The 26427-nt window shown below is 47.6% G+C and carries 23 protein-coding genes and 1 pseudogene; 4 read left to right on the top strand and 20 right to left on the bottom strand.

Translation table 11 applies throughout. The annotated features are described in order from the left end of the window. Positions 1-227: 227 nt before the first annotated feature. The 7 genes from HMPREF0673_RS00975 to HMPREF0673_RS01005 form a co-directional block, all read right to left on the bottom strand. Positions 228-1223, bottom strand: a complete 996-nt coding sequence (locus HMPREF0673_RS00975) for a virulence RhuM family protein (RefSeq protein WP_007896970.1) — start codon at positions 1221-1223, stop codon at positions 228-230. A gap of 6 nt (positions 1224-1229) precedes the next feature. Continuing rightward, the gene (locus HMPREF0673_RS00980) at positions 1230-1436 is read right to left on the bottom strand and encodes a DUF3791 domain-containing protein (protein WP_007896971.1); all 207 of its coding nucleotides are present in this window, start codon (positions 1434-1436) and stop codon (positions 1230-1232) included. 54 nt (positions 1437-1490) lie between these two features. Next, the gene (locus HMPREF0673_RS00985) at positions 1491-1715 is read right to left on the bottom strand and encodes a DUF3791 domain-containing protein (RefSeq protein WP_235416206.1); all 225 of its coding nucleotides are present in this window, start codon (positions 1713-1715) and stop codon (positions 1491-1493) included. Positions 1716-1870: 155 nt separating this feature from the next. Continuing rightward, positions 1871-2884: a GGGtGRT protein gene (locus HMPREF0673_RS00990; RefSeq protein ID WP_007896973.1), complete on the bottom strand. Its 1014-nt coding sequence runs from the start codon at positions 2882-2884 to the stop codon at positions 1871-1873. 17 nt (positions 2885-2901) lie between these two features. Next, a complete protein-coding gene (locus HMPREF0673_RS00995) occupies positions 2902-3603 on the bottom strand; it encodes an iron-sulfur cluster assembly scaffold protein (protein ID WP_007896975.1) in 702 nt (233 codons plus the stop codon). A gap of 217 nt (positions 3604-3820) precedes the next feature. After that, complete coding sequence (locus tag HMPREF0673_RS01000; RefSeq protein ID WP_040596164.1) at positions 3821-5437, bottom strand: RagB/SusD family nutrient uptake outer membrane protein; 1617 nt, start codon at positions 5435-5437, stop codon at positions 3821-3823. 40 nt (positions 5438-5477) lie between these two features. Continuing rightward, positions 5478-8171 (bottom strand): SusC/RagA family TonB-linked outer membrane protein, encoded by a 2694-nt coding sequence (locus HMPREF0673_RS01005; RefSeq protein ID WP_007896980.1) that lies wholly within the window; start codon positions 8169-8171, stop codon positions 5478-5480. A 336-nt stretch (positions 8172-8507) separates the two neighbouring features. On the opposite strand from HMPREF0673_RS01005, the gene HMPREF0673_RS13665 reads away from it, so the two are divergent. Together HMPREF0673_RS13665 and gluQRS are read left to right on the top strand one after the other, a co-directional pair. Beyond that, entirely contained in the window at positions 8508-11177 is a 2670-nt protein-coding gene (locus HMPREF0673_RS13665; protein ID WP_172633631.1) for an NPCBM/NEW2 domain-containing protein, read from the top strand. A 586-nt stretch (positions 11178-11763) separates the two neighbouring features. Then, positions 11764-12675 carry a tRNA glutamyl-Q(34) synthetase GluQRS gene (gene gluQRS, locus HMPREF0673_RS01015; protein ID WP_040596161.1) on the top strand — a complete coding sequence of 304 codons (912 nt, stop codon included), beginning with the start codon at positions 11764-11766 and terminating at the stop codon, positions 12673-12675. A gap of 164 nt (positions 12676-12839) precedes the next feature. Here the strand turns inward: gluQRS and HMPREF0673_RS01020 are convergent, their stop codons facing one another. From HMPREF0673_RS01020 to HMPREF0673_RS13275, 5 genes are all read right to left on the bottom strand, one after another. Next, the gene (locus HMPREF0673_RS01020) at positions 12840-13286 is read right to left on the bottom strand and encodes a YhcH/YjgK/YiaL family protein (protein ID WP_007896984.1); all 447 of its coding nucleotides are present in this window, start codon (positions 13284-13286) and stop codon (positions 12840-12842) included. Positions 13287-13471: 185 nt separating this feature from the next. Beyond that, positions 13472-15460, bottom strand: coding sequence for a TonB-dependent receptor plug domain-containing protein (locus tag HMPREF0673_RS01025; protein WP_007896987.1), 1989 nt, complete (start codon positions 15458-15460; stop codon positions 13472-13474). Between the two features lie 283 nt (positions 15461-15743). Next, positions 15744-16523 (bottom strand): HmuY family protein, encoded by a 780-nt coding sequence (locus HMPREF0673_RS01030; RefSeq protein ID WP_007896988.1) that lies wholly within the window; start codon positions 16521-16523, stop codon positions 15744-15746. Positions 16524-16527: 4 nt separating this feature from the next. Next, a complete protein-coding gene (locus HMPREF0673_RS13270; RefSeq protein WP_007896989.1) occupies positions 16528-17544 on the bottom strand; it encodes a hypothetical protein in 1017 nt (338 codons plus the stop codon). An 84-nt stretch (positions 17545-17628) separates the two neighbouring features. Further along, positions 17629-18609 carry a hypothetical protein gene (locus tag HMPREF0673_RS13275; protein WP_007896990.1) on the bottom strand — a complete coding sequence of 327 codons (981 nt, stop codon included), beginning with the start codon at positions 18607-18609 and terminating at the stop codon, positions 17629-17631. Between the two features lie 231 nt (positions 18610-18840). Here HMPREF0673_RS13275 and HMPREF0673_RS01045 point away from each other — a divergent pair, with 231 nt between their 5' ends. Further along, positions 18841-19740 (top strand): diaminopimelate dehydrogenase, encoded by a 900-nt coding sequence (locus tag HMPREF0673_RS01045; RefSeq protein ID WP_007896991.1) that lies wholly within the window; start codon positions 18841-18843, stop codon positions 19738-19740. A 5-nt stretch (positions 19741-19745) separates the two neighbouring features. Next, a complete protein-coding gene (locus HMPREF0673_RS01050) occupies positions 19746-20663 on the top strand; it encodes a DMT family transporter (protein WP_007896992.1) in 918 nt (305 codons plus the stop codon). A gap of 272 nt (positions 20664-20935) precedes the next feature. Here HMPREF0673_RS01050 and HMPREF0673_RS01055 read toward each other — a convergent pair. The 8 genes and pseudogenes from HMPREF0673_RS01055 to HMPREF0673_RS01090 form a co-directional block, all read right to left on the bottom strand. After that, positions 20936-21106: pseudogene (locus HMPREF0673_RS01055) on the bottom strand (DEAD/DEAH box helicase family protein); the annotation flags it as partial. A 140-nt stretch (positions 21107-21246) separates the two neighbouring features. Further along, positions 21247-21465: a hypothetical protein gene (locus HMPREF0673_RS01060; protein ID WP_040596163.1), complete on the bottom strand. Its 219-nt coding sequence runs from the start codon at positions 21463-21465 to the stop codon at positions 21247-21249. A 28-nt stretch (positions 21466-21493) separates the two neighbouring features. Then, positions 21494-22000, bottom strand: a complete 507-nt coding sequence (locus tag HMPREF0673_RS01065) for a hypothetical protein (protein ID WP_157591601.1) — start codon at positions 21998-22000, stop codon at positions 21494-21496. A gap of 53 nt (positions 22001-22053) precedes the next feature. Continuing rightward, entirely contained in the window at positions 22054-23685 is a 1632-nt protein-coding gene (locus HMPREF0673_RS01070; RefSeq protein WP_007896997.1) for a DUF2326 domain-containing protein, read from the bottom strand. Beyond that, positions 23679-23900, bottom strand: coding sequence for an ABC-three component system middle component 7 (locus tag HMPREF0673_RS01075; RefSeq protein ID WP_007896998.1), 222 nt, complete (start codon positions 23898-23900; stop codon positions 23679-23681). The genes HMPREF0673_RS01070 and HMPREF0673_RS01075 overlap by 7 nt, the downstream gene beginning before the upstream one ends. Beyond that, on the bottom strand, positions 23881-24681 hold the full coding sequence (locus tag HMPREF0673_RS01080; protein ID WP_172633632.1) for an ABC-three component system protein: 801 nt from the start codon (positions 24679-24681) through the stop codon (positions 23881-23883). Before HMPREF0673_RS01080 ends, HMPREF0673_RS01075 begins: the two co-directional genes overlap by 20 nt. Before the next feature lie 11 nt (positions 24682-24692). Then, positions 24693-25802 (bottom strand): DGQHR domain-containing protein, encoded by a 1110-nt coding sequence (locus HMPREF0673_RS01085; protein WP_007897003.1) that lies wholly within the window; start codon positions 25800-25802, stop codon positions 24693-24695. Next, positions 25799-26383: a hypothetical protein gene (locus HMPREF0673_RS01090; RefSeq protein WP_007897004.1), complete on the bottom strand. Its 585-nt coding sequence runs from the start codon at positions 26381-26383 to the stop codon at positions 25799-25801. The genes HMPREF0673_RS01085 and HMPREF0673_RS01090 overlap by 4 nt, the downstream gene beginning before the upstream one ends. Positions 26384-26427 lie beyond the last annotated feature (44 nt).

Here is a 26427-nt window from a genome sequence, read left to right on the forward strand (position 1 = left end):
TAGGGTGTCAACCTTATTTAAAAAAAGACAGTTTAGGCATCAAACTAATTTAAAAGAAATGCTGAGGTTGGAAGATAAATCGTTTAGACTGGAAGATAACCAGCCATAAGCTGGAAGATAGGCTGGCAGATAACCCGTTTCTGAAGTTATCTGCCAGCCTTTATTGTGTTTATAATGTGAGAGTTACGGCGATACTGGAAGATATGGTAGATTTTTTCAGCTACACACTATTTATCTCGGAGTAATCTCTTCTGTTCACGTTCAAAGTTTTCAAGGAAGTGAATCTCTACAGCGGAGAGATTGTTCTGGGTGCGTTCCTTGAACTTGTCGTATTCATTATCGGCTTTCTCCTTGGCGAGTTTGGCGGAGACCTTGCCGGCATGAGTAAGGATGTCCTTTCGGGAGATACGCAGGAAGTCGTCGAGAATGTTTATCCAGTCCTTCATGTACATCGGGCGGTGTTCCTCAGCCTGCATTTCGGCGAAGTCGAGATACAGACTCACGATGCGGTTAAGCGACTTCACCTCCTCGTGTGTGAGATAGTTCTTTGCTATTTCGGCTTCGAGCTTCGTAGGCATCGGTCCTGCCCACGAGGTCAGTCCCATAAAGTCTTTCTCGGCATCAGCCCTCTCGTATATTATTTCCGCCGCCGTATGACCGTGAACCGAATAGTGCATCTTGTTCTGTACAGTCTTGAAGAACTTCTGTGTCATTTCCACTCGCGGATCGTAGTCGATGCTGAGGGCATATATCTCAAGCACCTTGCGGTAGAACACCTTCTCACTGGAGCGGATGTCGCGTATTCTTGCAAGCAACTCGTCAAAGTAGTTGCCTCCTCCTGCACGTTTCAGCAGGTCGTCGTTCATGGCAAACCCCTTAACGATGTACTCCTTCAATACCTTTGTCGCCCATATACGGAACTGAACGCCACGATAGGAATGCACGCGGTAGCCTACGCTGATTATCATGTCGAGGTTGTAGTAAGCTACAGAGTATGTTTTACTATCAGCTGCAGTTGTTGCAAAAAATGCAACAACTGATTTTTCCTCCAACTCCCCATCCTCCAGCACATTCTTTACGTGTCGTGAAATAGTGGATTTGTTGCGCTGGAACAGTTCAGCCATCTGGTCAAGCGAGAGCCAGACGGTATCGTTTTGCAGTTTCACCTCTATCTGTGAATCGCCGTCAGGCGTTTGGTATAACAGAAATTGTCCTTTATCCATATTTTTCTATTGCTTATTCCTCAGCTCCGCTATCAAGTCATTAACAATATATGTGTCGCTCATCAGATGCAGCCCGAGGTCTTTGTCGTGAAGCATACGGCACACATCTGAATCATAGAATATCTGCAATGCTCTGTCTGTTGATATATGCAGAGTATCGGCAAGCTGCGCAATGATACGTGCTATTTTGTTCCATAATAAGAAGTCTAACATAACTATACCCTTTCGTATGATTTAAACTGCAAATTATAGTATTTGCTTTTCCATTTATTCTTTTTCCCAATTTTTCAGAGCCTCAACGACATCGTTCGCTACGGCTTCGCGGCTCTCGGTATGCAAAGTGTCGTAGCAATCCTGTATGAGACTCTTGATAAGCCCCACCTTCTCCAGTCGCCTTCTCATCTCCGACGGCGATATATTCATCTTCTGCGCAGAAGCCTCGATAGCCAACACCGTAAAGGCGAGGCGGTCGAACTCCTTTGTTCTGTTCATTGTCTCCATTGCAAATAATAGTATTCAAATGCAAATATATACTTTTCATTTGAAACCTCGTGCGTCTTTCAAGTTAAAATAAAAAAAACGACTCCCATAATCCTTGCGGACTATGGGAGTCGTCATATTATGTAAATCTCGCTAATAGCGAAAAATTACTTCTTGTTCAGTGCGAGGTCGATAGCCACGGCGATAGCTACAGAAGCACCTACCATCGGGTTGTTACCCATGCCGAGGAAGCCCATCATCTCTACGTGAGCAGGTACTGAAGAAGAACCTGCGAACTGAGCGTCAGAGTGCATACGACCGAGAGTATCAGTCATACCGTAAGAAGCAGGACCTGCTGCCATGTTGTCCGGGTGGAGTGTACGGCCTGTACCGCCACCAGAAGCAACTGAGAAGTAAGGCTTACCAGCGAGGATACGCTCCTTCTTGTATGTACCAGCTACCGGGTGCTGGAAACGTGTCGGGTTTGTAGAGTTACCTGTGATAGATACGTCTACGTCCTCGCTCCAGTTGATAGCAACGCCCTCGCGAACGTCGTTAGCACCGTAGCAGTTAACCTTAGCGCGCGGACCGTCTGAGTAAGCGATGCGGTCTACTACCTTCAGCTCGCCTGTGTAGTAGTCGAACTCTGTCTTAACGTATGTGAAGCCGTTGATGCGGCTGATGATCTGAGCAGCGTCCTTGCCAAGACCGTTGAGGATAACGCGCAGCGGGTTCTTGCGAACCTTGTTTGCCATCTCTGCAATCTTGATAGCGCCCTCAGCAGCTGCGAATGACTCGTGACCTGCCAAGAAAGCGAAGCACTGTGTCTCCTCGCGGAGAAGACGAGCAGCGAGGTTGCCGTGGCCGAGACCTACCTTGCGGTCGTCAGCTACAGAACCAGGGATGCAGAATGCCTGCAGACCTACACCGATTGCCTCTGCAGCGTCGGCTGCTGTCTTAACGCCACGCTTGATAGCGATGGCTGCGCCTGCGACGTATGCCCACTTTGCGTTCTCGAAGCAGATGCGCTGTGTGTCCTCACACATCTGATAAGGGTCAACACCTGCAGCTTCGCAAATCTCGTTAGCCTCTTCAAGGCTCTTGATTCCCTCAGCGTTGAGAGCGGCAAGAACCTGAGCCTCGCGGCGCTCCTGACTTTCGTAACTTACTTTTCTAATCATAGTTGTGTATCTCCTTATTATTCTTTACGTGGATCAATTGCTTTAACAACACCCTGCTCGGCAGTTGTACGACCGTAAGAGCCAGTGAACTTCTTCACAGCCTCGTTAGCGTCCATACCGTTCTTGATAGCTTCCATCATCTTGCCGAGGTGAACATACTCGTAACCGCAAACCTGGTTGTCCTTGTCGAGGAACTGACGTGTGATGTAGCCCTCTGTGAGCTCCAAGTAGCGTGTACCCTTAGCTACTGTACCGTAGAGAGTACCTGTCTGTGAGCGAAGACCCTTGCCGAGGTCCTCAAGACCAGCACCGATTACGAGACCGCCCTCAGAGAATGCGCTCTGTGTACGTCCGTAAACAATCTGGAGGAAGAGCTCGCGCATAGCTGTGTTGATAGCATCGCAAACGAGGTCAGTGTTCAGAGCCTCGAGGATTGTCTTGCCCGGGAGAATCTCAGAAGCCATAGCTGCTGAGTGAGTCATACCGGTGCAACCGATAGTCTCAACGAGAGCCTCCTGGATAACGCCGTCCTTAACGTTCAGAGACAGCTTGCAGGCACCCTGCTGCGGAGCACACCAACCCACACCGTGAGTATAGCCAGAAATATCCTTAATCTCCTTGGCATAAATCCATTTTCCTTCCTCAGGAATTGGAGCCGGTCCGTGGTTAGGACCCTTTGCGACAACGCACATGTTGTCTACTTCTTTTGAATAAATCATAATCGGTTATAATAATTTAAATTATTAATGTGTAAAGTCTTTTCTACGAAAGCGGCATAAGCTTTTACGTCTCACACCCTTTACGCTTACAAAATTACAAAAAAAGAATTATACTATACCTATTTTGAGGTATTTTTTTGTTTTCATTTCACGAATTATTCATTATTTGTTTTTTATTTGCACAATGGTACATCTACAATGCCGGCATTGTTTTTTATTAATATCCAGGGTTTTGCGCGAGATTCGGATTCAGTTCGCGTGCCTTTTCCGGTATCGGGAACACTATGGTGTATCGCTTCTTGTCGGCATCTGACGGTGTGTGTATGTCGTACGGCTCGCAGTAGGTGCCGAAGCGTATCATGTCCTGTCGGCGCCAGCCTTCCCACACGAGTTCTAAAAGACGCTCGTCGAGGATGTTCGCGAGTGTGGCTGCAAGCGAGGGCATTCCGGCACGCGAGCGCACGGCGTTGAGTTGCTCGTCGCCCGACTCTCCGTTTCTCACCTTTGCCTCTGCCTTCATCAGCAGCACGTCGGCGTATCTGTAGAGCACGATGTCGTTGTCGGGCATACGTCCGTCGGAGTAGGCTGTGCGGTCTACCTCATATTTCTTCATGCGTGCTCCTGCCGTTTCGATGTATTTGCTTGCCGTGAGGTTCTGCTCGACGGCGAGCGGCTGGTACTGGAGCGGCGTGCCGTCGTCGAGGGTCACATACTTGCCGTCAACCTCTACCCTACCCGTGTAGAAGTTAAGTTCGAGGCGCGTGTCGGGCGAAGCTGTGCCGTATCCGTTTACAGCCATGGTGTGCAGCGTGGCGCAGGTGCCATTCTCGGAAGCGCCGCCGTATGCACCACCGTGTGCGTAATGGCGCGAGCGGAACAGATAATGGAATTCGTTTAGATATAGCATCTTGTCCAACGGAATGGTGAATATGTTCTCCTTCGAGTTTTCGTTGTGCACGGCGAAGTTGCTTGCATAGTCGTTCTCGAGCGAATATCCGGCAGTTGCTATCAGGTCGCAGTAGTGGACGCAGGTCTGCCATGCGTTCTTCTGTGTGCCGTCGACATTGAACAATATTGCCTTGCCGTCGGGTCGCGACGCATCGGTCCAGTTGTTGTCGGTGTACACTTCGGCGTTGAGGGCGAGTTTGGCAAGCAGGAACCATGCCACCGGACGCGTCACCCTACCGTAGTAGTTGCCCTGCAGGTTGCTGTGCTCAAGGGGCAGAAGCGGCGCCACGGTCTGCAGTTCGTTCACGATATAGCTGAACACTTCGCTGCGCTCGCTCTGACGTATGTCGGCAGTCTTTTGCGCTGTCGATTCAAGTATGGGGATGCGTCCGAACATGTCCATAGCATAATAGTAGAACATGGCTCTAACGGCTCTCACTTCCGCCTTGTACTCGTCACGCTGTCGGTCGGTAAGCAGCGCCTTGTACTGGTCTATCGTCTCCAACGACTTTGTGGAGAGCACGATAACCTTATAGAGATATTTCCAGACGTTGTACAGATCGGTGTCGGTGGCAGTCCATGTATGGTTGTACATGTTTTGCCAGAGTCCGCCGTCATACCAGTTGCCGCCACGTATGGGCATGATAGCCTCGTCGGTGGTCAGCGTGTTGTAGTCGTATATGCCGCGGCATGTGCCCTGCAAGCCTTCGCCCTCCTCGTGTGCACCGATGTAGTTGTACAGCGAAGCTACGGCGTTGACATACAGGTTGTTGGCAGAGTCGTAAATATTCTGCTCCGGTATTTGGTCCTTTGGTGTCTCGTCGAGACAACTCGTCAACGAGAGCGAAAGGGCGAGAACAGACAATGCGAAAAATTTATGTTTCATAGTCATTAATCGTTACGTTGGTGAAAACATTTCGGGCTGTTTAGAACTGCACGCTCACTCCTATGGAGTAGGTTCGGTACGTAGGATAGCAGCGCTTGTCGTCGATGCCCATTGACGAGTTGACAACATAGGAGTTGACCATCGGTGTCAGTCCGCTGTACGACGTGATGGTGGCAAGGTTGTTGACGCTGCACGACACGCGCAGCGAGCGTACTATGTTGCTCTTCACCGGCACGTTGTAGCCGACGGTTAGATACTCGAAGTTGAGGTAGTCGCCGCGTTCGAGCCAATAGTCGGACACGTTCTGGTCGACGATGTTACGTTCGGGCGCACCCTTCATCACGTTGTATATCGGGAACGACGACATGTTGTTGTAAGCCAATGCCGTACCGTTGAATATCTTGTGTCCGAAGGCTCCGTTCATCTGCAGCGACATATAGAAGTTCTTGTAGCGCAGCGATATGTTTGAGCCGAGCGTTGCCTTCGGCGTAGCCTGTCCGCAGATGCGTCGGTCGCCACCGTCGCCAAAGTCGATGGTGCCGTTGCGGTCGAGGTCTTCTATCCTATACTTCATCGTACCCTGCTCGTCCTTGTAGAGTCCGGTGCAATGGGGCAGATAGAACACACCCAAGGGTTGTCCTACTATCTGGTAGAGCACATGGTTGTTGTCGCCGCCGTTCTGACCGGCTCCATCTATGGAGCCAATGGCTGTGATGTTGGCAGCCGACATATTCATGCCGTTATAGTTGCCGGAGAGCGACAGCAACTTATTCTTCTGGAACGAGAGGTTCAGGCTCACGTTCAGGTCTATATCCTTTGTCTGCACCGGAGCTATAGAAAAACCAATCTCAAGACCCTGGTTTGACATAGCGCCAATGTTTGCCAACAGCTTGTCGTAGGCAAACGGCGGCACGGGCACGTCGTAGGAGTAGAGCATGTCGGTGGTCTTAGAGTAATAGTATTCGGCAGTAAGCATAAGGCGGTTGTGCCACAGTCCGATCTCGCCACCGATATTGAACGTCGACTTTGTCTCCCATTTCAGGTCGGGGTTGTTGTTGCGTATGGTGCCGAGCGTCACGGTCGGCGTGTTGTTGACGGGTACGATGCCCGTCTGCTGCACGTTGTTCATTGTGGTATAGGCGGATATGCCGCCCAGATTGCCCGAGCGTCCGTAGCCTGTGCGCAGTTTCAGAGTGTTTATTCCGTCGAAACCGCTTAAGAAGTGCTCTTTCTTAATATCCCATTCTGCCGAGACAGACGGGAAGAAGCCCCATGTATGGTCGTCGCCCACCATAGACGAACCGTCGCCACGCATAGTGAGCGTCAGCTTATACTTATTATATAATGTATAGGAGGCGTTTGCCATGACCGATGCCAGCGACTGGTCTTCGTAGATGCTGCCCGTAGCGCCATAGGGACGCGACGCAGTGGCTCCGATGTTGTTGTAGCCGAACTCGTTTGTTGTTATGCCCTTGGCGCGTGTCCAGAATGCGGTGCGCTCCAGGTAATGGTATTCGGTGGAGAGTCCTGCTGCCAACGTGTGGCTGCCCCATGTATGGGCATAGTCGAGCGAGACATTGCCGAGATACTCCTGTTTCTTGAACTCGCCGCGATATACGTTGCCCTGCGCCCACACCCATGTGGGGCAGAACTCAGAGTTTTCGTTTGAGGTGTACGAGTAGCTGCCGAATGCCGACAGATTTAGCGAGGGCGCAAGCTTGTAGAGCAGTCGCATGTGGGTATTGAAGTACATCTCCTTCTGGTCGCTACGTTCGGCAAGCACGGCAGAAGGCGGATTGATACGATAGGCAGAACCGTTCTTTGTCCAGTTGCCGTTGACATCGCGTGCGGCAGGATAAGTAGGGTTCTGACATGCAGCAGAGTAGAACAGCATCTGCGGGTCGAATATGTCATTGTTCTTGTATGTAGATCCGAACACACCGAAGTCGCCGACAAGACGGTTGTCGAAAGCATGCTGCGTGACGTCAATCTTTGCCACGAAATTGTTATAGTCCTTGGTCTTTATTATGGTATTATGGTCGATATAACCGAACGACGCACGATAGTTCGACTGCTCCGAGCCACCGCTGAAAGCCAAATAATGGTTCTGAACAAAGCCGGTTCGGGTGATGACATCGTAGAAGTTGTTTTTGTATCCGCCGTTGTTGGCGTACACCCCGAGGCGTTTGGCAGTAGCGAGATACTCGTCAGCCGACAGCATGTCGAGCTTCTTTGACATGGCTTCCAGACCGATGTTTGTCTCATAAGATATTTGGAAGCCTTTGCCCGTTCCCCTCTTTGTCTTCACATCGATAACGCCCGACGCACCGCGCGAGCCGTAGAGTGCGGTCTCAGCGGCATTCTTCAGCACCGAGAAGCTCTCGATGTCGGCAGGATAAATGGTGGAGAGCGTGGCGATGTCACTTGTCACGCCGTCGATGATGACGAGAGGGTCGTTGCCACCGACTATTGATGTGGTTCCGCGCACTCGCACAGACGAGAGCTGCGCCATACGGTCCATGCCGTTCGACGTAACGTTAACACCGGCTGCATTGCCGTTCAACACGTCGAGCGCATTGTTTACGATACCTTTGTTCTGTATCTTCAGGTATGTGGAGATTGTGTCGCGCTGCACGTTCAGCTCCTGCACCTGAGCAGTGGCAGATGCCGGTATTTGCAGCGAGACGACCGACGCAGCAAATATGTATTGGTGTAGTTTCTGGTGTATCTTCATCTGTTCATATTATATTTAGGTTCCATGCGAATTGTCTGGTTTTTATGTCGCTAAATTACAAATAATTTTGCTATTAAGCAAATAGACACATGCCATGTTGCCGCCACGAACCTTTTTTATGTTAAAACATGATGTAATGTTTTGCCAATCAGACAATAATAGGTAACTTTGCAGAAATTCTATTATACAACAAATCAATTTTTTAATTAAAAACAATGAAACAACTTTTACGTAACGTAAGCGCGCTGATAGGTTTGCTTCTTGTCAGTGTGTTGGGCATTGTTGATGCTAAAGCAGAGACAATTACCCCCCCCAACTGGTAACGACGTATGCCTGTTGAGTTCGCTCGACCTGACTACTGTCACTTATTTCAACGACGATAATAAGAATAAGGTGTATGCCGACAAGGCTACGTTTGGTACACCGCTTATTATAGCCGGCAACACCTACACAACGGGTGTAGGCACACATGCTCCTTCAAAATTTGTGGTGAAGGTGAATGGTGCCAAAAGTTTTCACGCTATTTTCGGTATTGATGCAGCAGCGCCTACCCAGGCTAAGCACGGCATCGTTGACTACACTGTCACTACTTACAACAGCAGCAAACAGGCTACGACTGTGAAGAGTGGCACTATCAATGTCAACGACGCTACCGGCACAACGATTGATGTTGACCTTACTGGCGCAGTGTATCTTATTCTCAACTTCGACAAGGGCGAAGAGGCTTGGGGCGACCACGTAGATCTCGGCAACGCCTACTTCAAGTACGCTGGCACAGCTCCGCAGCTCATCAACGAGTCGGATATGTGGCAGGAAGGCTCTAACGTAGTGACTATCCCCGACGCTCCTTTAGGTCAGGAATACATCCGTCTTTCGTCTCTCGAAACAGAAAAGACAAAGTGCGGTTGGGAGAACCACACTCCGAAGAAGGACAAGAGCATCGACGGCAACAAGATCACCGTCGGTGGCAAGGTGTACGAGAGCGGAGTGGGCACACACGGACCGTCGCAGATTATCATCAAGCTCAACGGATCGGTAACCGACTTCTACACTGTGCTCGGCGTTGACGACGAGGTGAAGGAGGCTGGCAACTTCGATTATCATGTTTACGTAAAGGCTGAAGGTGGCGCTACAGAGGATGTGGCTAAGGGTACTATCAACCGCTTCTCGAACCAGTCGGTAGACATCCACGCTGACAACCTCAGCGGTTGGAAGTATCTCTATCTTGAGACATCAAACGGCAACGACGGCACAAACACCTGCGACCACGTCGATTGGGCTAACGCATATCTCGTATTCCAGGATCAGAACTCAACACGTCCGTGCATCGTGAGCGCAGAGGAACTCACCACAAAGCTCGCTTGTGCTACAACCGTGTTCTCGCAGCCTAACGTGCGCTTCATGCAGAAGGTTCGCTCTACCGTTACTGGCGCTCAGCTCTCTGTAAGCAATCTGCCTGCAGGTCTTACATGGAACGCAGCCCGCAATATCGTAGAGGGCGTAGTTGCTGAAGAAGGCGTATATACATATCAGATTAACGTCACAGTAGACGGCGAGACAACATCGGAGGACGTAACGCTCACCGTATCAAGCTCTCTGCAGCACCCGGTGCCGTTCATGGGCTGGCTCTCTTGGAACTCGGTTCAGGGCAACATCTCACAGAAAATTATTGAGCAGGCTGTAGAGCTCTTCCAGAACAAGGGTCTGTACGAGTGCGGTTGGAACCACATCATGATGGACGACCTCTGGCAGGGCACACGCAAGGCTGACGGCACACCGCAGCCTAACGCATCACGCTTCCCGAACGGTCTCAAGACTGTTGCAGACTATGTTCACCAGAACGGCATGAAGTTCGGTCTTTACACCGACGCTGCTGACAGAACATGTGCCGGCGCATTCGGTTCGTACGGCTACGAGGAAATAGACGCCAAGACATACGCCGAGTGGGGCGTAGACGTTGTGAAGTGCGACTACTGCTATGCGCCGGACGACGTAGAGACAGCCAAGAAGCGCTACAAAGCTCTTGCTGACGCTTTCGCTGCTGCTGGCAACAACACTATGCTCTACATCTGCGAGTGGGGCGTGCGCGAACCGTGGAAATGGGGTGCTGAGGTAGGCGGACGCTGCTGGCGCATCTCGCAGGACGTACGCGACTGCTGGACTGGTTCTGGTAGCGGTGTTGGCGTCGTACAGAGCATCGAGGCTATGAAGAACCTCTCTGCTTATCAGGGCGTTAACCGCTTCAACGATTCGGATATGCTTTGCACCGGTCTGCACGCTACGGGTAAGTCGTCTAACGACCTCTGCGGCGGCACTGGCGCCGGTATGACCGACGACGAGTATGCTACACAGTTCGCTCTCTGGTGTATGTGGTCTTCGCCGATGGCTCTGTCGTTCGACCCGAGCAAGAACACCCTCACCGATGCCGACTTCAAGCTGCTGCGCAACAAGGAGCTTATCGCTCTCAACCAGGACCGCATGGGGCAGCAGGGCGACCTTATCTCTGAGGCAGACAACCTCGTTGTCTTCGCTAAGGACTGCGAGAACGGCGACGTGGCTCTCTCTGTAACCAACATGTCAAGCTCTGAGAAGCAGGCTACATTCGACTTCACAGCTATTCCGGCTCTCGACCCGACAAAGACTTACACCGTTCGTGACGTGATGGAGAATGCTGAGGCAGGCGAAGCTACGGGCACATTTACAACCGATGTGCGCAAGCACGCTACACGTGTGTTCCGTCTGGCTGAGAAGAAGGTGGTTGACGGCGTAGCTTCTACGGTTGCAGCAAAGGATTTCAGCATTGTTGCTGGCAAGAACTGCGTTAAGATCAGTATGCCGGAGACTGCAGGACTCGCAAAGCGCATCCTCGTGAGCGACTTCGAGGGACGCGTTGTTAGCGGACTCACCACTACTGCCGACAAGGCAAAGGTGGAACTCGCAAAGGGCACATATCTCGTCACTGTAGTATGCAATGCTCAGGCTACAACCGTGAAGGTGCAGATCTAATGCTACACGCATAGAATACCACTTATACATTTATATATAAACCGCCCGGATAGGACAGTCGGAAACGACGCCTATCCGGGCGGTTTTGCTATATGTAACTGTTTCGTAAATAGCTTGTCAAGGTTTTTAAACACAAAAAAGACCGGGCGACGTGACGATTCACGCGCTCGGTCCTTTCATTTTCTTATTGTTTTATTCAAACACACTGCAAAGGTATAGAAAAGATTTGTAACCTTTCAAATAAATAGGCAGAACAAACCGAAATATTCAACGAATTCGTAGTTTTACTCAGCAAATAAGTATCGATTTGTAACAAAACTGAATATTATTGCAACAACTTACGCTCAAACCGATTATTCTTTATAATTTTGCAGACTAATATAGGAGGGTATGGCATCTTGCCATATCCACGCAGCCTTTAAGCTGTCATTATATAGCAGTGCGAGGGTGCGTGGGTAGGGCAAGATGTACTACCCTCCTAATACTAAAGAAGGGTGCGTGGGTAGGGCAAGTCGTACTACCCTCCTAATACTAAAGAAGGGTGCGTGGGTAGGGCAAGATGCCCTACCCTCCTAATAAAACAAAGATGAGCAATAAGGAATATATAGAGAGGGGTCGCTTTGCGCCGTCACCGACGGGACGTATGCATCTGGGCAATGTGTTCAGTGCGTTGCTGTCGTGGCTTTCGATAAAGGCGCAGGGTGGCAAATGGGTGCTGCGTATTGAGGATATTGATCCGCAGCGTTCGCATATGGAGTATGCCGACTTGATTATGGGCGACCTCGAATGGCTCGGACTGACGTGGGACGAGGGTCCGTTCTATCAGAGCGAGCGTGGCGAGATATACGAGGCGGAGCTGCAGAAACTTGCTGATCGTGGTATGACGTACCCTTGCTACTGCACGCGTGCGGACATATTGGCTACGCAGGCTCCGCACGAAAGCGACGGGCGCGTGGTGTATAAGGGGACGTGCCGCAATCTGAAACCGGGGACGCATAGCGGACCGGCGGCTATACGTATGCGTGTGCCGGAGGAGGACGAGGGCATCGTGTCGTTCGTCGACGGACACTACGGCGAGCAGACCATAGACCTGACGACGCAATGCGGCGACTTCATCGTGCGACGCAAGGACGGGGCGTGGGCTTACCAGCTGGCGGTGGTGGTGGACGATGCGATGATGGGCATCACGGAGGTAGTGCGCGGTCGCGACTTGCTGCTCTCGTCGCCGCAACAGATTTATCTGGCAAAGGAATTGGGATTTGCTCCGCCGCGCTTCACTCATCTGCCGCTGCTCTGCAACACCGAGGGGCAGAGACTGTCGAAGCGCGACCGCAGTCTCGACATGGAGGCTTTACGATCGCGCTTCGAAGCAGAGGATATTATAGGCTTGTTGGCTTATAAGGCAGGACTGCAGGAGTCGCCTAATAGGGTGACGGCTGAAGAACTGGTGGCAGGGTTCGATTGGAAGAAGATCGGCATAACCGATATTGAGTTTTGAATTTTGAGTTTTGAGTTTTGAATTATCGGCTGCGCCGATTTTGAGTTAGTCAATTTTGAATTAAGAATTCGCAACTCACAAATCTCAATTCCTAATTCATAAATTCAAAATGCGCAAAGCGCATAATTCAAAATTCAAAACTCAAAATTCAAAATTCAAAACTCTTAAAGCTTAACCTTAACAATCAGCTTACGAATCTTTCCCTCGCCAATCACCGGTGCGTGTGGGTCTTCGGGCCACACGATGAGGAACTCGCCGGGGTGGAGCTTCACGTAAGCGGAAGCCGGCTCGGCATAGAGAGCGCAGTCGGCTTCGGCATCGTAGGGCTTTGTCTCGTTCGTGCAGTCCTCAATAGCTTTCCAGCCGATGGTCTCCTCGCCTTCGAGGAGGATGTGGATATCGATATACTGACGGTGCACCTCAAGCACTTGCTTGTCGGCTGCTACGCACTCGGGGTTGACGTTGTTGATGAAGAGGTCGTCGCCCTGCAACTCTATGCGTCCGCAAGGAGTATTGAGCAAGTCGTGCGACTTCACGTAGTCGAACACGGTCTTGAACAACGGGTGTAGCGACTCTACGCGGCCGCTGTGCTGAAGATTTGAAAGTACCATATTTGCTTAGTCGTTAAATTATCGCTGCAAATATACTAATAATAATTGGGTATTCATAATATAAAAAACAGAAGTTTAAGAGGTGTTAGTCTAAACTAAACTTTAGCTTTTACCAATCACTTCTTAAACTTCCGATGCTTGTCTGATGAACTTCCGATACTTATCAGATAAACTTCCGATGCTTATCAGAACAACTTATCTACGTCGATTGACACTCCTACCTGCAACGTGATGCCGTCGGTGAGCGGCGCATTGAGGTAGTAGTGCTTCGGACGATAGTTGAAGAGGTTGTCAAGGGCGGTGGTTATGCTCACCGCCTTGCCAACACGCTGCGTGAGCGAGAGTTTCCAGAGGGTGTAGGCAGGATACTTCACACGCACCGTGCCCTCGGTCACGTCGTAGTAGTTCTTGAACTCCACGTTCTCCGTACCCGAAAGCAAGCGTCCGTTGAGCGAAGCATATATACCGTAGCGCTTCGTGAACTGATGGTCGTAGTCGACGTTGGCGTTCAGAGCATGGGCTCGTGCCGGTATGTACTGGTTGTTTATGGTGTTGCCATCCTTGTCCTTCGGCAGGCGCTCCTTGGTGTGAGCGTAGCTGAGTCGTGCCGAGATGCCGTTCTGCCAGCGTGCCTGCATGCTAACGTCTGCGCCGAACACTCTGTAGTTGGCGAGGTTGGTATAGGGCAGATAGGGCAGCTTGTCTTCTATCGACTTGAAATAGGGCGCCGATGTAGAGATCTTGTTTATTACATTATTGTAATATGCCGACACGGCAAGGCTGCAGTTGGCGCGTGAGTATTCAGCAGAGAGCGTGAAGTTGTGGCTCTTTTCGGCTTTCAGATTCTCGTTGCCCTCGACAATCCAGATGCCAGCCATGTCGAAGTTGTAATAGCGTTCCTTCAGCGACGGTGCGCGGAAACCCATGCCGTAGCCGGCACGCAGCACGAGGCGGTGGTTGGGCTTATAGCGGAGGTTGAGCTTTGGCGTAAGCTGCGAGTTCGACTGATCGGAGAAATAGTCGTAGCGCACAGCAGCCACGGCTTCGAGTTTGTCAGTGATGTTCCAGTCGTACTGCGCGAACACGTCGTAGCAGTCCTGCTCGCGTGCTGCGCCGGCGAGATAAGTGTTAAAGAGATAGTCGTGCATATAGTCGGCACCGACAGTGAGCATCGCTGTCTCGCCGAACGAGTGGTTGTAGAGCAGTCGGACCGTGTTTTGCACGTTGCTGTAGTCGCGTATGTCGAGGTGGCGCAGCTGCTGATAGTCCGACTTGTCGTACTGGTCGAAAGCGTAGCTCGCCTGCAGGTTGTCGTCCTTGGTAATCAGCCAGTCGAGACGCAAGCCGCCAGAGAAGTCACGATAGCGTTCGGGCAGGTTCACGGTGCGTGTTGTCTCGCGGAAGAAGTAGCCGGCACGTGCTCCGATGCTCAGTCGGTCGGAGGGTCGCCATGTCAGCTTATCCTTGAAGTCGACGGTGCGCTCGCCGTAGATGGTGGAGATGACACGTGTCACGGGGTTGGCAGCACTCGTCACGTTGTAGTTGTCCTTGTTGTGATAGTTGGCACTGAACGCATTTCTCCAGTGCTTCGAGCTGAGTCCGAACACGCCACCGTAGCGTTGGTCGTTGTGCTTGGCGTAGCGTGCGTTCAGGTTCAGGGTCCACGGCTCGGTGGCGTTCTTTGTGATGATGTTCACCACTCCACCAGCAGCACTGCTGCCGTACAACGCTGACGACGCACCCTTCACAATCTCAATACGCTCCACGCCAGCCATAAGCAGACGCGAGAAGTCGACATCGTCCATAGACTCGCCTGCGAGACGCTCGCCGTCTACGAGGAAGAGGATGCCCTGTCCGCCGAATCCGGCGAAGTTGAGGTGGGTCCGCTGGTTCATCGAGTAGGAGAACTCCACGCCGGGCAACTCCTGCTGCAGCAGATCCTGCACGTTCGTGGCATCGGTGCGGGCTATGTCGCGCGACGTGATGACACGTGTCTGTATAGGTGTATCCTTCAGGAACTTCGGTGTGCGTGTGCCGGTCACCACCACTTCCTCCAGTTCGTAATGGCGAAAGATGGAGTCGAGCTGCACATCGTCGAGTTCTGGGTCTGCCTGCGCCATCGCCGTTTGCGCGGTTGCGAGAAGAGCGAGCGGAAGTATTATGTTTTTTATCATTTATCTTTTTATATTTTTAATTATAGGAGGGTATGGCATCTTGCCATACCCACGCAATCTTGTGAGTTTCCCACAGATTTCACAGATTTACACAGATGGCGGGATGCATTTGTTCTCCCACGGATGTCACAGATCTGCACAGATGTTAGGGCGCGTTGTTATCCCACGGAATTCGCAGAATTCACAGAAGCTGGTTGCGTATGTGCAAATCTCAACATCTCAACATCTCACCATCTCAACACCCTAACATCTTAACACCTAACCATCTCACCACCACAACTCCCTAATACGGATACTTATAGTTAATGGTCAGGAAGCACTTTTTGCCTTCGGGCGAGATGAAGTCGGCGAGCTGCAGAGCGGCGTAGGTGCCGTCGGCAAGTCGCAGGATGAAGACATGCTTGTTGGGCTTGTAGTCGGGCGGCACGTTGAACTTGAACTCAAGCCACGACGAGAGCACCTTATTAATATTGATGCCCTGCGACGGCACGAGACTTAGCAGCATCTGTTCCTTACTGCTCCACACTTCGTTCTCGCTCCACTCGTCGGCGGTGAACTCCTTGTTAGCGAATTCGGTGCTCGACTCGGGGAGTTGGTCGAAGGAGGTGTACTGCGTCTCGTAGACGGCACCACCGTTTGTGCGCACGTTGTTGCGGTGCACGGCGAAGCTCCACTCCTCGGGGTCTTGCTGCGCATCGGTCTCGGTGAACTGGCGGAACTCGTTGTTCTGTATGCCTTCACCCCACACGTCGAACCAGTACAGATACTGCCCCGAACGTCCGTCCCCCTTGCCCTCACTGAGCGTGAAAGGTATCGGGTGCTTCTCGAACTCGCTCTGAGCCTTAAGCAGAGCGTCCTCGTCGCCCTCCTCAGCAAGGCGCTGCAGGCGTGGCAGGTCGACATAATACCAGTCGGTCCAGCTCGTAGCGTCGATAACGAGCTGTCCTTTCGCCGGCACGACGGGCTTCGGCTGGTCGTATATATCATCAAAAATGCCGTTGCAGGCTGTGAGCATGTGTATGCTCACAGTTGCAACAGCAAGTAAAATGGCTTTTTTAATCATTATACTATTTTCTCAAATACTTCTTACCATTGACAATAACAATGCCTTTATAGTTGTTGTCCACACGCTGACCAGCAAGGTTGTACTGCTGAGACGGTGTGGTGTTGAAATCGTGAGACGGCGTTGTGGTGATGTTGTTTATTGATGTTGTTGCACCACTGAACACAGACACGATGCCGAAAGGCATGGTTCCCACCTGGAAGGTGTTGACGATAGAGCTTACGTCATTGCCTTCGTACTTTACAAGAATGTTGTTATCCTTGTCTGTTGCGAAGTCATAGTCCTTGTCCATTGTTGTCTTGCCACCTTGAACGGCTGTGAAGTGGAACTTAAGTCCGTCGTTCTTATAGTCGCGGTAGTAGCCGCCCTGAGCCTCGTCGTAAACGAGTCCCTTCACGGTGTACGAACCGAGTGTGAGGTTGCCCATGATGGTGTTTGCGAGCGTATAGGAAGGAACAGTAACGTCGAGCTTGTCTGTTTCGCCGTCCTTGTATCGACGCAACTCGTATGTAACATTGTCGTTGTTGTATGTGAACTGTCCGCCCACTGTAACAGTGATGGGGTTAGACACCGCCTTAACGTAGTAGCCTTTCACGCTGTATGTCATAGACATAGGCATCTTGCCGTACTGGAACACAACAGTAAGCGAGAGCGAGTTGTCTGCCATGTTGTATGTGCCTGAAAGCGATGAGCCGGTGATGTTCTTCTCATCTCCGTCCACTTTCACCTTTGTGCTGAAAGTCTGGTCGGCAAACGTAACGACATGGTTCTCGCCCAACGTGAATTTAGCACCGCTGATGGTGAACGATGGTATTGTCTGCATACCCTTCATGGCAGGCAGAGTGATGTTGCCCGACTCCATGCCGTTCATAGCGAACAATATTGTGTCACTGGGATTATCAATGTTCATTGTTGATACGCTCATTTTTGAAGCGCCTACAAACTTCATTGGTCCGTGCATCTGTGCCATGATTGTTGTTGCTGTGAGAACAGCGAACAAGAGAGTAAAAATTCTTTTCATAAAAAGAGTTGCTATTATTTTTGTTTTTTAATGTTATTATATATTGTCTTTTACTATTGCTGTATATTATATATAATGTATAAACTATGCCAATAACTTCGCGTCAGCCTCAGCATCCTTCACATTATACATCCAGCTGCCCACGATGAGCGCCACGAAGATGGCGAGCACTGCGCTCATCTCCACCACATGATTCATCGGGTCGACCCATATCTCCTTGAAGAGTCCGTTGCGTGCAACCACCTCCACAAAGGTCCAGAACACGATAACCGTGGCGTAAGCCATGCGCAGGTTGCGTCCCCACGACTTGATGTAGAGCTGCTTCTTGAACATCAGTGCCGAACCGATGAGGCATATGGCTGCAACGGCGTAGGTTACGGGGTGATGGTCGCCGAGGAATACGGGGTCGTAGCAGAACATAAGCAGCATGTAAAGTCCCCACATCATGATGTTCCACTCCATGAACATCACTATGCTCGGATGATACGCCATAGGTCGCAACTCCACCTTTTCGTTTATTCCGCAATGCCGCTGTACCCAGCGGATGAACAGACAGCCGGTGCGGGTGCAGAAGGTGTACATCATTACGAACATCATCCACATGCCGAAGGTGGCAGGCATGATGAGATACTCCGGTCGGGAGCCGCGTATCGCCTTAAGGTCGGCACGCGAGAACTCTTCGAGCGGCGTTCCGTCTATCGTGAACGTATGGTTTACGCCGACACCATTGACGTATTCCGTAACAGTCTGTACAACGCCGTTGCCTACAAGATCGCAATGTACACCAAAGCGCTGAGCAAAGTAAGCAAACAAAAACTCCACCCAACCTGTCCAAAAGAGCAAGGCTCCGGCGAGTCCGAAGCAGGTCTGGCGTGTGTCGCCTTTCACGAACACACCAGCTATGGTGATTACGAGTCCTACGAAGCCCATCAAGAACGCCGAATAGTGAAGCGTTGTCGGCTCAAGGAAGTGCTCCATCAGAATCATCAGTGCATGTCCTAACGGCATCATAAGAAGTACTATAAGCAACGACCCGATGGTCTTGCCAAGATATTTCTTTTTCATTGTCGTTGAGTATTTTTATTTTACGGTTGCAAAATTAAGCATAATCATCGAATTATGAAATACCTATTTTTAATGATTTTGCCTAACAGACTGTAAAATACATAAAAAAACGTCATACAGGAAGAAGTTGTTTTAATGATTTTCTATAACTTTGCACTCATCAAGAACGATGCAACACATCTATAATACGATGTGTTACGTCTATTTATTAATTATAATAAAGTGAAAGACATGAAAAAGATTAGAGCAGCCGTAGTGGGATACGGCAACATCGGTCAGTATGCGATTCAGGCGCTTGAGGCTGCCGACGACTTTGAGATTGCAGGTGTGGTGCGCCGTCATGGTGCCGAGAACAAGCCTGCCGAACTGGCACAGTACGAGGTTGTGAAGGACATCCGCGAGCTGAAGGACGTGGACGTGGCTATCCTTGCTACTCCGACACGCTCGTGCGAGGAGTACGCAAAGCAGATCTCAGCACTCGGTATCAACACCGTAGACAGCTTCGACATACATACTTCTATCGTCGACTACCGTCGCACTCTCTCTGAGGAGTGCAAGAAGAACGGTACGGTAAGCATCATCGCTGCAGGTTGGGACCCGGGTTCCGACTCTATCGTGCGCACTCTGATGCAGAGCCTCGCACCAAAGGGCCTCAGCTACACCAACTTCGGACCAGGTATGTCGATGGGCCACAGCGTATGCGTGCGCTCTAAGGAGGGCGTAAAGGATGCTCTGTCTATGACCATACCGAAGGGCGAGGGTTTGCACCGCCGCATGGTTTACGTAGAACTTGAAGAGGGCGCAAAACTCGAAGACGTTACGGCAGCTATCAAGGCAGACCCCTACTTCTCTAACGACGAGACTCACGTGTTCGCCGTACCGTCAGTTGATGCCGTGCGCGACATGGGCCACGGCGTGCATCTCACACGCAAGGGCGTGAGCGGCAAGACACAGAACCAGCGCATGGAGTTCACCATGAGCATCAACAACCCTGCACTCACTGGTCAGGTGCTCGTCAACGTGGCTCGCGCTACAATGCGCCAGCAGCCGGGCTGCTACACCATGGTCGAAATTCCGGTTATCGACATGCTCGCCGGCGAGCGTGAGGACCTCATCGCTCACCTCGTATAGACGCAATGCAGAACAAACGCGTACTGATTGCCCACCTCGCCATCCTCTCCGCCTGCGCCATCTGGGGGCTCATGGCTCCTATCGGCAAGGACGCGATGCTCAACGGGGTGGACAATCTGAATATGGTATATCTGCGTGCCTTGGGCGGAGCGGTGTTCTTCTGGATAACATCGCTCTTTACCAAGCACGAGCATGTGCCGCTCAAGGACATCTTCGTGCTCTGCGGAGCCGGCGTGTTCGGACTCGTGTGCAACCAGTGTTGCTTCACTATCGGTCTGAGCATCACCACTCCGTCTAACGCCGCCATCGTAACCACGTCGCTGCCTATCTTCGCAATGATATTCGCAGCACTCATCCTGAAGGAACCCATCACGGGGCGCAAAGCGCTGGGCGTGGGCGTAGGCTGCTCGGGCGCAGTCATACTGATAGCCAGCACCGCCGTAGCCAACGACTCGCGCATCGGCGACATACGCGGCGACCTGCTGTGCGTAGCTGCACAGATGTCGTTCGCGCTCTACCTCTCGCTCTATCGCGACATCTTGAAACGCTACAGTCCGATAACCATGAGCAAGTGGATGTTCACGTGGGCTACGATTCTGCTCACGCCGTTCCTCGGCTCGCACGCCGCGTCTACCGACTGGCAGGCGGTCAGCCTCAAGACATGGCTCGAAACAGGCTTCGTGGTATTCTTCGGCACCTACATCGCCTACCTGTGCATGCAGACGGCGCAACGCACGCTGCGCCCCACCGTGGTGAGCATCTACAACTATATGCAGCCCGTGGTGGCGGTATCGGTGAGCATCGCCTGCGGCATGTGCCTCTTCACGTGGAAGCAAGCCGTAGCAGTAGTGCTCGTGTTCAGCGGTGTGTGGCTCGTAATCAAGTCAAAATCGCGAAGGGATATGGAGTCGAAGCACTACTAAAACCATCCGCGTCGGTCGATACGGACATCTGCGTCGGTCGATACGGACATCTGCGCCGACCGATACGGACATCTGCGCCGGTCGATACGGACATCCGCGCCGACCGATACGAACATCTGCGCCGACCGATACGAGCATCATTGCCAAACCATCCGAAACGCCCGAATACGAGAAACACTGCTGTCACAATGTTCTCTTGATAATCAAAAAGCTGAATATCATTGCAAGAACTTCATGTCATAATAGTTGCCTGGTTCTATCAACTGTTCGCATACTTTATCCATTGGATTGTTGCTCACGCAAGAGTCTATGACAGCTGTTAACAGGTATGTTTTTCCTGTTCCCGTCGGCATTTGTGACATCACGGACTGATGAAGGCGTAACGCCTTCTCAATCCGTTCCTTCATATCCTCTTGGTAATCAAATAGACTGATATCCGCCATTAACAATGTCTAAGAACCAATAATGATGTTATACCAATTTCATAAATACTATATACATCAAGGCATCGGCGATGCTCTGCTGTACAGGATTTTTCTTATCAGAAGACCATGAATATTTCGCTTGTATTTTGCAAAGTTCCTCACGCTTCTCTATAATCACCAATCTGACTTTCCGTAGTATCTCTTAGTATTGTCCTTATGCAATCAGGCATAAATAACTTCCAAGTATTGCCATCCTCGTATGTCACCACCAAATGAACTTTTTGCATCATAAGATGCTTCTCGTTATTTCTTGGCACTTCAACACACTCGTCAAATTTCAGATTGATGAGTTGAGCAATTAATTTCTGCTCATCCATCGGCAATTGGTTGACCGTATAGAACGGATTATGCTGAAACAATAATGCCATCCACTTCATTCTCTCTACCATGAGTCCACAGACACTCTATCTTCTTGATGAGCAACTTGCCCAACTCCTCGAATCTGAATAGAGAGCTCAACTGGTCAAAGTTTTCGTCATTCACCAATTTCTTATATTCGTAGGTATGATGCTTTATCTGCTTGTCAAGGTCTGCAAGGTATGTATCCGCATCCGCCAATCGGAAATTGATAGCCTCACGGATATGGTCAAAGAAACACAGGCAATAATCATCGTATGCCTCAATCTTCTCAATTTCGGCCATGTCTTTCTGAGCCACAGCAACAGATTCAATAGGAGTAGCCTCGTCTCTCAACACCTGTGCCAGTTCTTTCTCCACTTGATAAGTGAAGAAATCATCGCCATCACATTCTTGATTGTTATACACTTCCAAGCGGCTATATTCTTCTGCCACTAAGCGCAGAAAGTCCAAGCCGCTTCGAACGGCTTTCCCATTCTCCTTGGCTACAACCAATGAGTGAAATTGTTTATATTTTGTGTAGGATTGTATCATCGTCTATTTTAGTTCTAATTATGTTTTTCTGTTATTTTCTTACTCCAAGATATTCCGAATAATTCATTTCCTCCAGGAGATAAAATGAGGACTTTATATTCTTCAGCTATCTTTTGTGTTGTAGGACTATAATCTGCCAATTCATCAAAAGAAATAAATATTTGTTTTTTCTTTTCTTGCGAATATAATTTCATGATAGCATCCATTCTCTTTTTCTCAATATTTTTCAAAAGTAAGGTGTCGTGCATAACAAATGGAAGCATAGTCAAAGCCAATATAGCCAAATCAAATAAGACTAAATTTTTAAAGTTTGTTCCAGTTCCGCTATCATCAGGACATAAATATGTATAGCTCTTTGATGACAACGAACACAAAGGAACTTGCTTTTCTTTTCCTTCAACCTTTTCATTCAAGATTGAAATTTCATTGTTCAATTTGTTCTGAATGTCAGCAAGAATTAGGTTCTGAGTTTTCTCAAACATATCTTTTGCATCTTTTTTCTCTGCTTTCAAGTCTTCACGTCTCTTATAATCAGCGATTGCCTTTTCTTTATTATCAACACTTTTTCTCAACTCAATAAGTTTATCCAAAACAACTTTGTTTGCTTGGTTCAGTGAAATAACGGAATCTATCTTATTTCTTATTACCTCTTCTTCTTTCTCTATTGATTCTAATATTTCTTTTTCTTTTGTGATTTGTTTGAGAATTGTCTTGTTAAGTTCATTAACTAAGCCTTCATGAAATTCATTGATTTTTTCAATCTCGTTTATATTGATAGAAGGAAAATAAATTTGAAGTCTTTCTATATCAATGGCAACTTTTTTCTTTAGCTTTCCTATATTGACTTGTAATTTTCCTAATTTACTTCTATGAGAAAATTTCAAAGCCAAAACTCTTGCCATTTCATCCTTCAAATCAGAAATTGTCTGAAGTTGAACAGGAGTTAACACTGATGTATCTGTTAATAGTTGATGTTCAAGTGCCAAACAATCATTTTTTTCAAGCAACAATGTTTTTTCGGCTTCATCAACATCTTTTTTAGTTGAATACACTTTTATGAAATCCATTTTAACAGCAGCACAAAAAGTTTTATATCGTTCTTCACTATTCTTTTTTGCTTCTTTTCGATTTTGTATCTCAGGGTATTTACCAAAGATTTTAATAAGGCACGATATTGAATCATCGAAAGACTGTTTAGAATATGCACTCAACACAAATTTTTCATTGCAATTATCCTTGCCATAAATGCGAGAATATAGACCTACAATATTGCGGAAGGATATGTTTTCATCATCTATGTTATAAAACTGAAGTAAGAGTTTTTTATAATCATCTAAAGATATTTCCTTTTCATTCTCATAATGCGCATCTGTCACAAATACCGTTTTACTTTGTGCTGTTTTTCTCTTATAATAAGAATTAACTTCCCCAAATTCAAAACAAAAACAAATTTCATGTTGACCAATATGGTCTATTACATCACTCTTTGCATAAGTATCACCTCCAAACACATAGTCTATTATAAGAAGCATCGTACTTTTACCTATGGAATTGGAACCATTGTTATCGCCTAATATAACATTTAGTCCCTTATGAAACTCTATTTTGGGCTGTTTAAATTTTGAGCAGAATATTTCTTTCAACATGATTTTTCGATAAAATAAAATGAATTGTATTTTATTGCTTGTATGGCATAAAGACAGGTAAGAGCATCTATAAAATCATTAGTGTCAACATTTGACATCAACTCTTTTAAATCGTTCAACAATATTCCTTTATCAGGAATCATCTCCATAATTTGCAGCATGATTCCGACTACACTTTCTGGCACAGAATACAATTTATCGGGATATTTTTCCATATACATCACAATTCTGTATAAAATATGAAACAAGGATTCGTGCAACAGTTCTTGAACAACGTGTTTTTGATTTCACCCAATCAATAAGTGACTCAAAAATTTCTTCTTGATTCAATTGTTCTTTTAGGGCTTGGCAATAGGAATGTTTGAAAGATGCAGCAATTGTTTCAAAACTAATCTCATCCAAACTTTTGAATAAATCTTTCAAATATAAAAAATAGTTTGAAACCAATCCTTCAACATCAGTTCGAAGAAGATTGTTGGAAGGTATTTTGGCCTTTACGCTCATCACAGTATAGGACAATGGTTCCATTTCAGAAATAGAATCAGAATTCGTTGATAAAGAAGATATTTGTTGAACTACATCCAACAACTCTTTCTCTACCACATTATGCGACAATGCAGTTTGGGCTTTGCTATTTTGTAAAAGTTTCTTCTTCAAATTAAGCATTGAATTATATTTTTCTATTGTCTTATGCTCATCATATTCTTTATGGCAATCTCTACACAATGCTATTTTGTTCTCAAAACTTTCAGAATTTTCCCCCAACACTTCCACGTCTGACAATACAGACATTTCCTTTTCAGTCGGGCTATTGGGATATATATGAGCGACCTCATAAAGTTTATGCTTATCAGCGGAAAAATCAGTTATAATCTTTCCACACATGGGACACTCATTACCCACCTCCAAGATATATCTCAGATTTTCCTTGTCAGTTGGTCTTTTCCTATCTTTACAGTATGTTTCAACATCAACTACAGTACCATTGCGTATCATAAGCAGCATTCTTATAAATTATTAGCCCTGAGAATATCTTGACATAACTTTCCTTGAAGTTGCTCTCCACCGCCAGAATAGAATTTGCTCGTAAAGTCTTTATTGTTCACTTGCATATATTCTTTGAATGAAGCAAATATTTTTTCAAAGAAAGATTGTGATAAATCATTCTCTACAATACCATATTTGTAAATTTTTGGAAAAGCTTTTATTACGCCACCAAATCCTGTAGTCTTCCATAATATGTTCCGATCAGGATTTTTCCATTCATCAGGAAATATGACTTTTAATGCTGAAAAGCAATTAAGAATTATTTTTAAAATAACATCATCCTTTCCTTCCAAAAAGTATTGACGCAAAGGCAAATGTTCATCTTTTGGTAGTGGCTTATTTCTTTTCAGAGCACTTCTCTCGCCATTTGGATCTTTCGTCATCAAAGAAAGTAATTGGGTTACAAAAGTTCCTTGCGATAAGGTTGCATAATATTGATTATCATCTTTTTTACCCAGCATCTTCAACCTGTTAAAAAATGGCGAGTTGTTCATTTTATTCAAAGAACGAGCAATTTCATGAGCTGTCTTTTGAAAACTTCGTGTTTTTGACAAATCAAACAAATCATAAATCAAACTCATACTGACCTTGGTCTGAGTACTATTAATAATAGAAAACACGTATGCTTTTTCTTCCATGGTCAAATTAAACATCAAGACCACAGGCAGATTAAAGTCCACGGCTCTTTTAGATTTCATAATTCCCAACAAACGATGCTGACCATCTATAACATCTCCTATTGTGTCATATTCATCTATATCAAAAATGAACTCATGTCCATTGTCTGTATATTCTTTATCTCGATATATACTAATAATAATAGGAGTAGGAAAGGTTGCATCGGGATCTTGGCAATATTTGCTAATACTTTCAACTCGCTCCTTGGATTGTTCTCTTTGAACACCTTCCTCATCTTTTGGAAGACGATTATTTCCAAACAAATTTTGCTTTTCTTTCTCGTTTCGGCGTTGAATAGAGACGATTTGTGCAAGAACTTCTGCATTGATGGTACTCATATAAAAAGTACCAATAGGTTGTTCTATTTCTATATAAGGAAATATTATTTTCATAATTTCAAACCATTGCCATCGTTAGTTATACTTGAAACATTCTCACTTATCTCTTGTATTTTCTTCTCTTCTTGTCTTTCATATCGGTCACTTATAGAAGCAAAGGCAGAATCATTCGCATCCATGAGGACTAAACAAAAAGAATAAGTGCTAAAAACTATTGAGAGAAGAAAAAGTATCAATTGTAAGACATCGCCAGACACATCATTGTTGATCTGTGGCGTTTGTGCACATATATATACAGAATATGCTAAACTACACAGCAATGACAACAAGAATGTCAGAGCGAGCCAAACTACTTTTAGAGACTTAAAATCTGTATTTCTCTTTGAAAGAAAATCAATTAGTACGTTTCCAACAGAAGAAGCCAACAAAACGATGGAGAATATGTAAAAACTTCCACTATGGTAATCCAAGACTATAGAATCAATAAGTGACAGATTATTGATGTATTTTCTTATCAGCACATTGGAAGCAAGTCCCAAATTTCCGCCCAAAATAGTAAACAAAAACCATATAGTAAAATTAGCTTTATTCAGCCTTATTACATAAAACGGTTTATACAAATATTGAAATATCATGATTATATCAATTGTTGTTAGTACTCAATTTAGGGCATAACCCT

It is taken from the genome of Leyella stercorea DSM 18206 (assembly GCF_000235885.1).
In the GTDB taxonomy this organism is placed as follows: domain Bacteria; phylum Bacteroidota; class Bacteroidia; order Bacteroidales; family Bacteroidaceae; genus Prevotella; species Prevotella stercorea.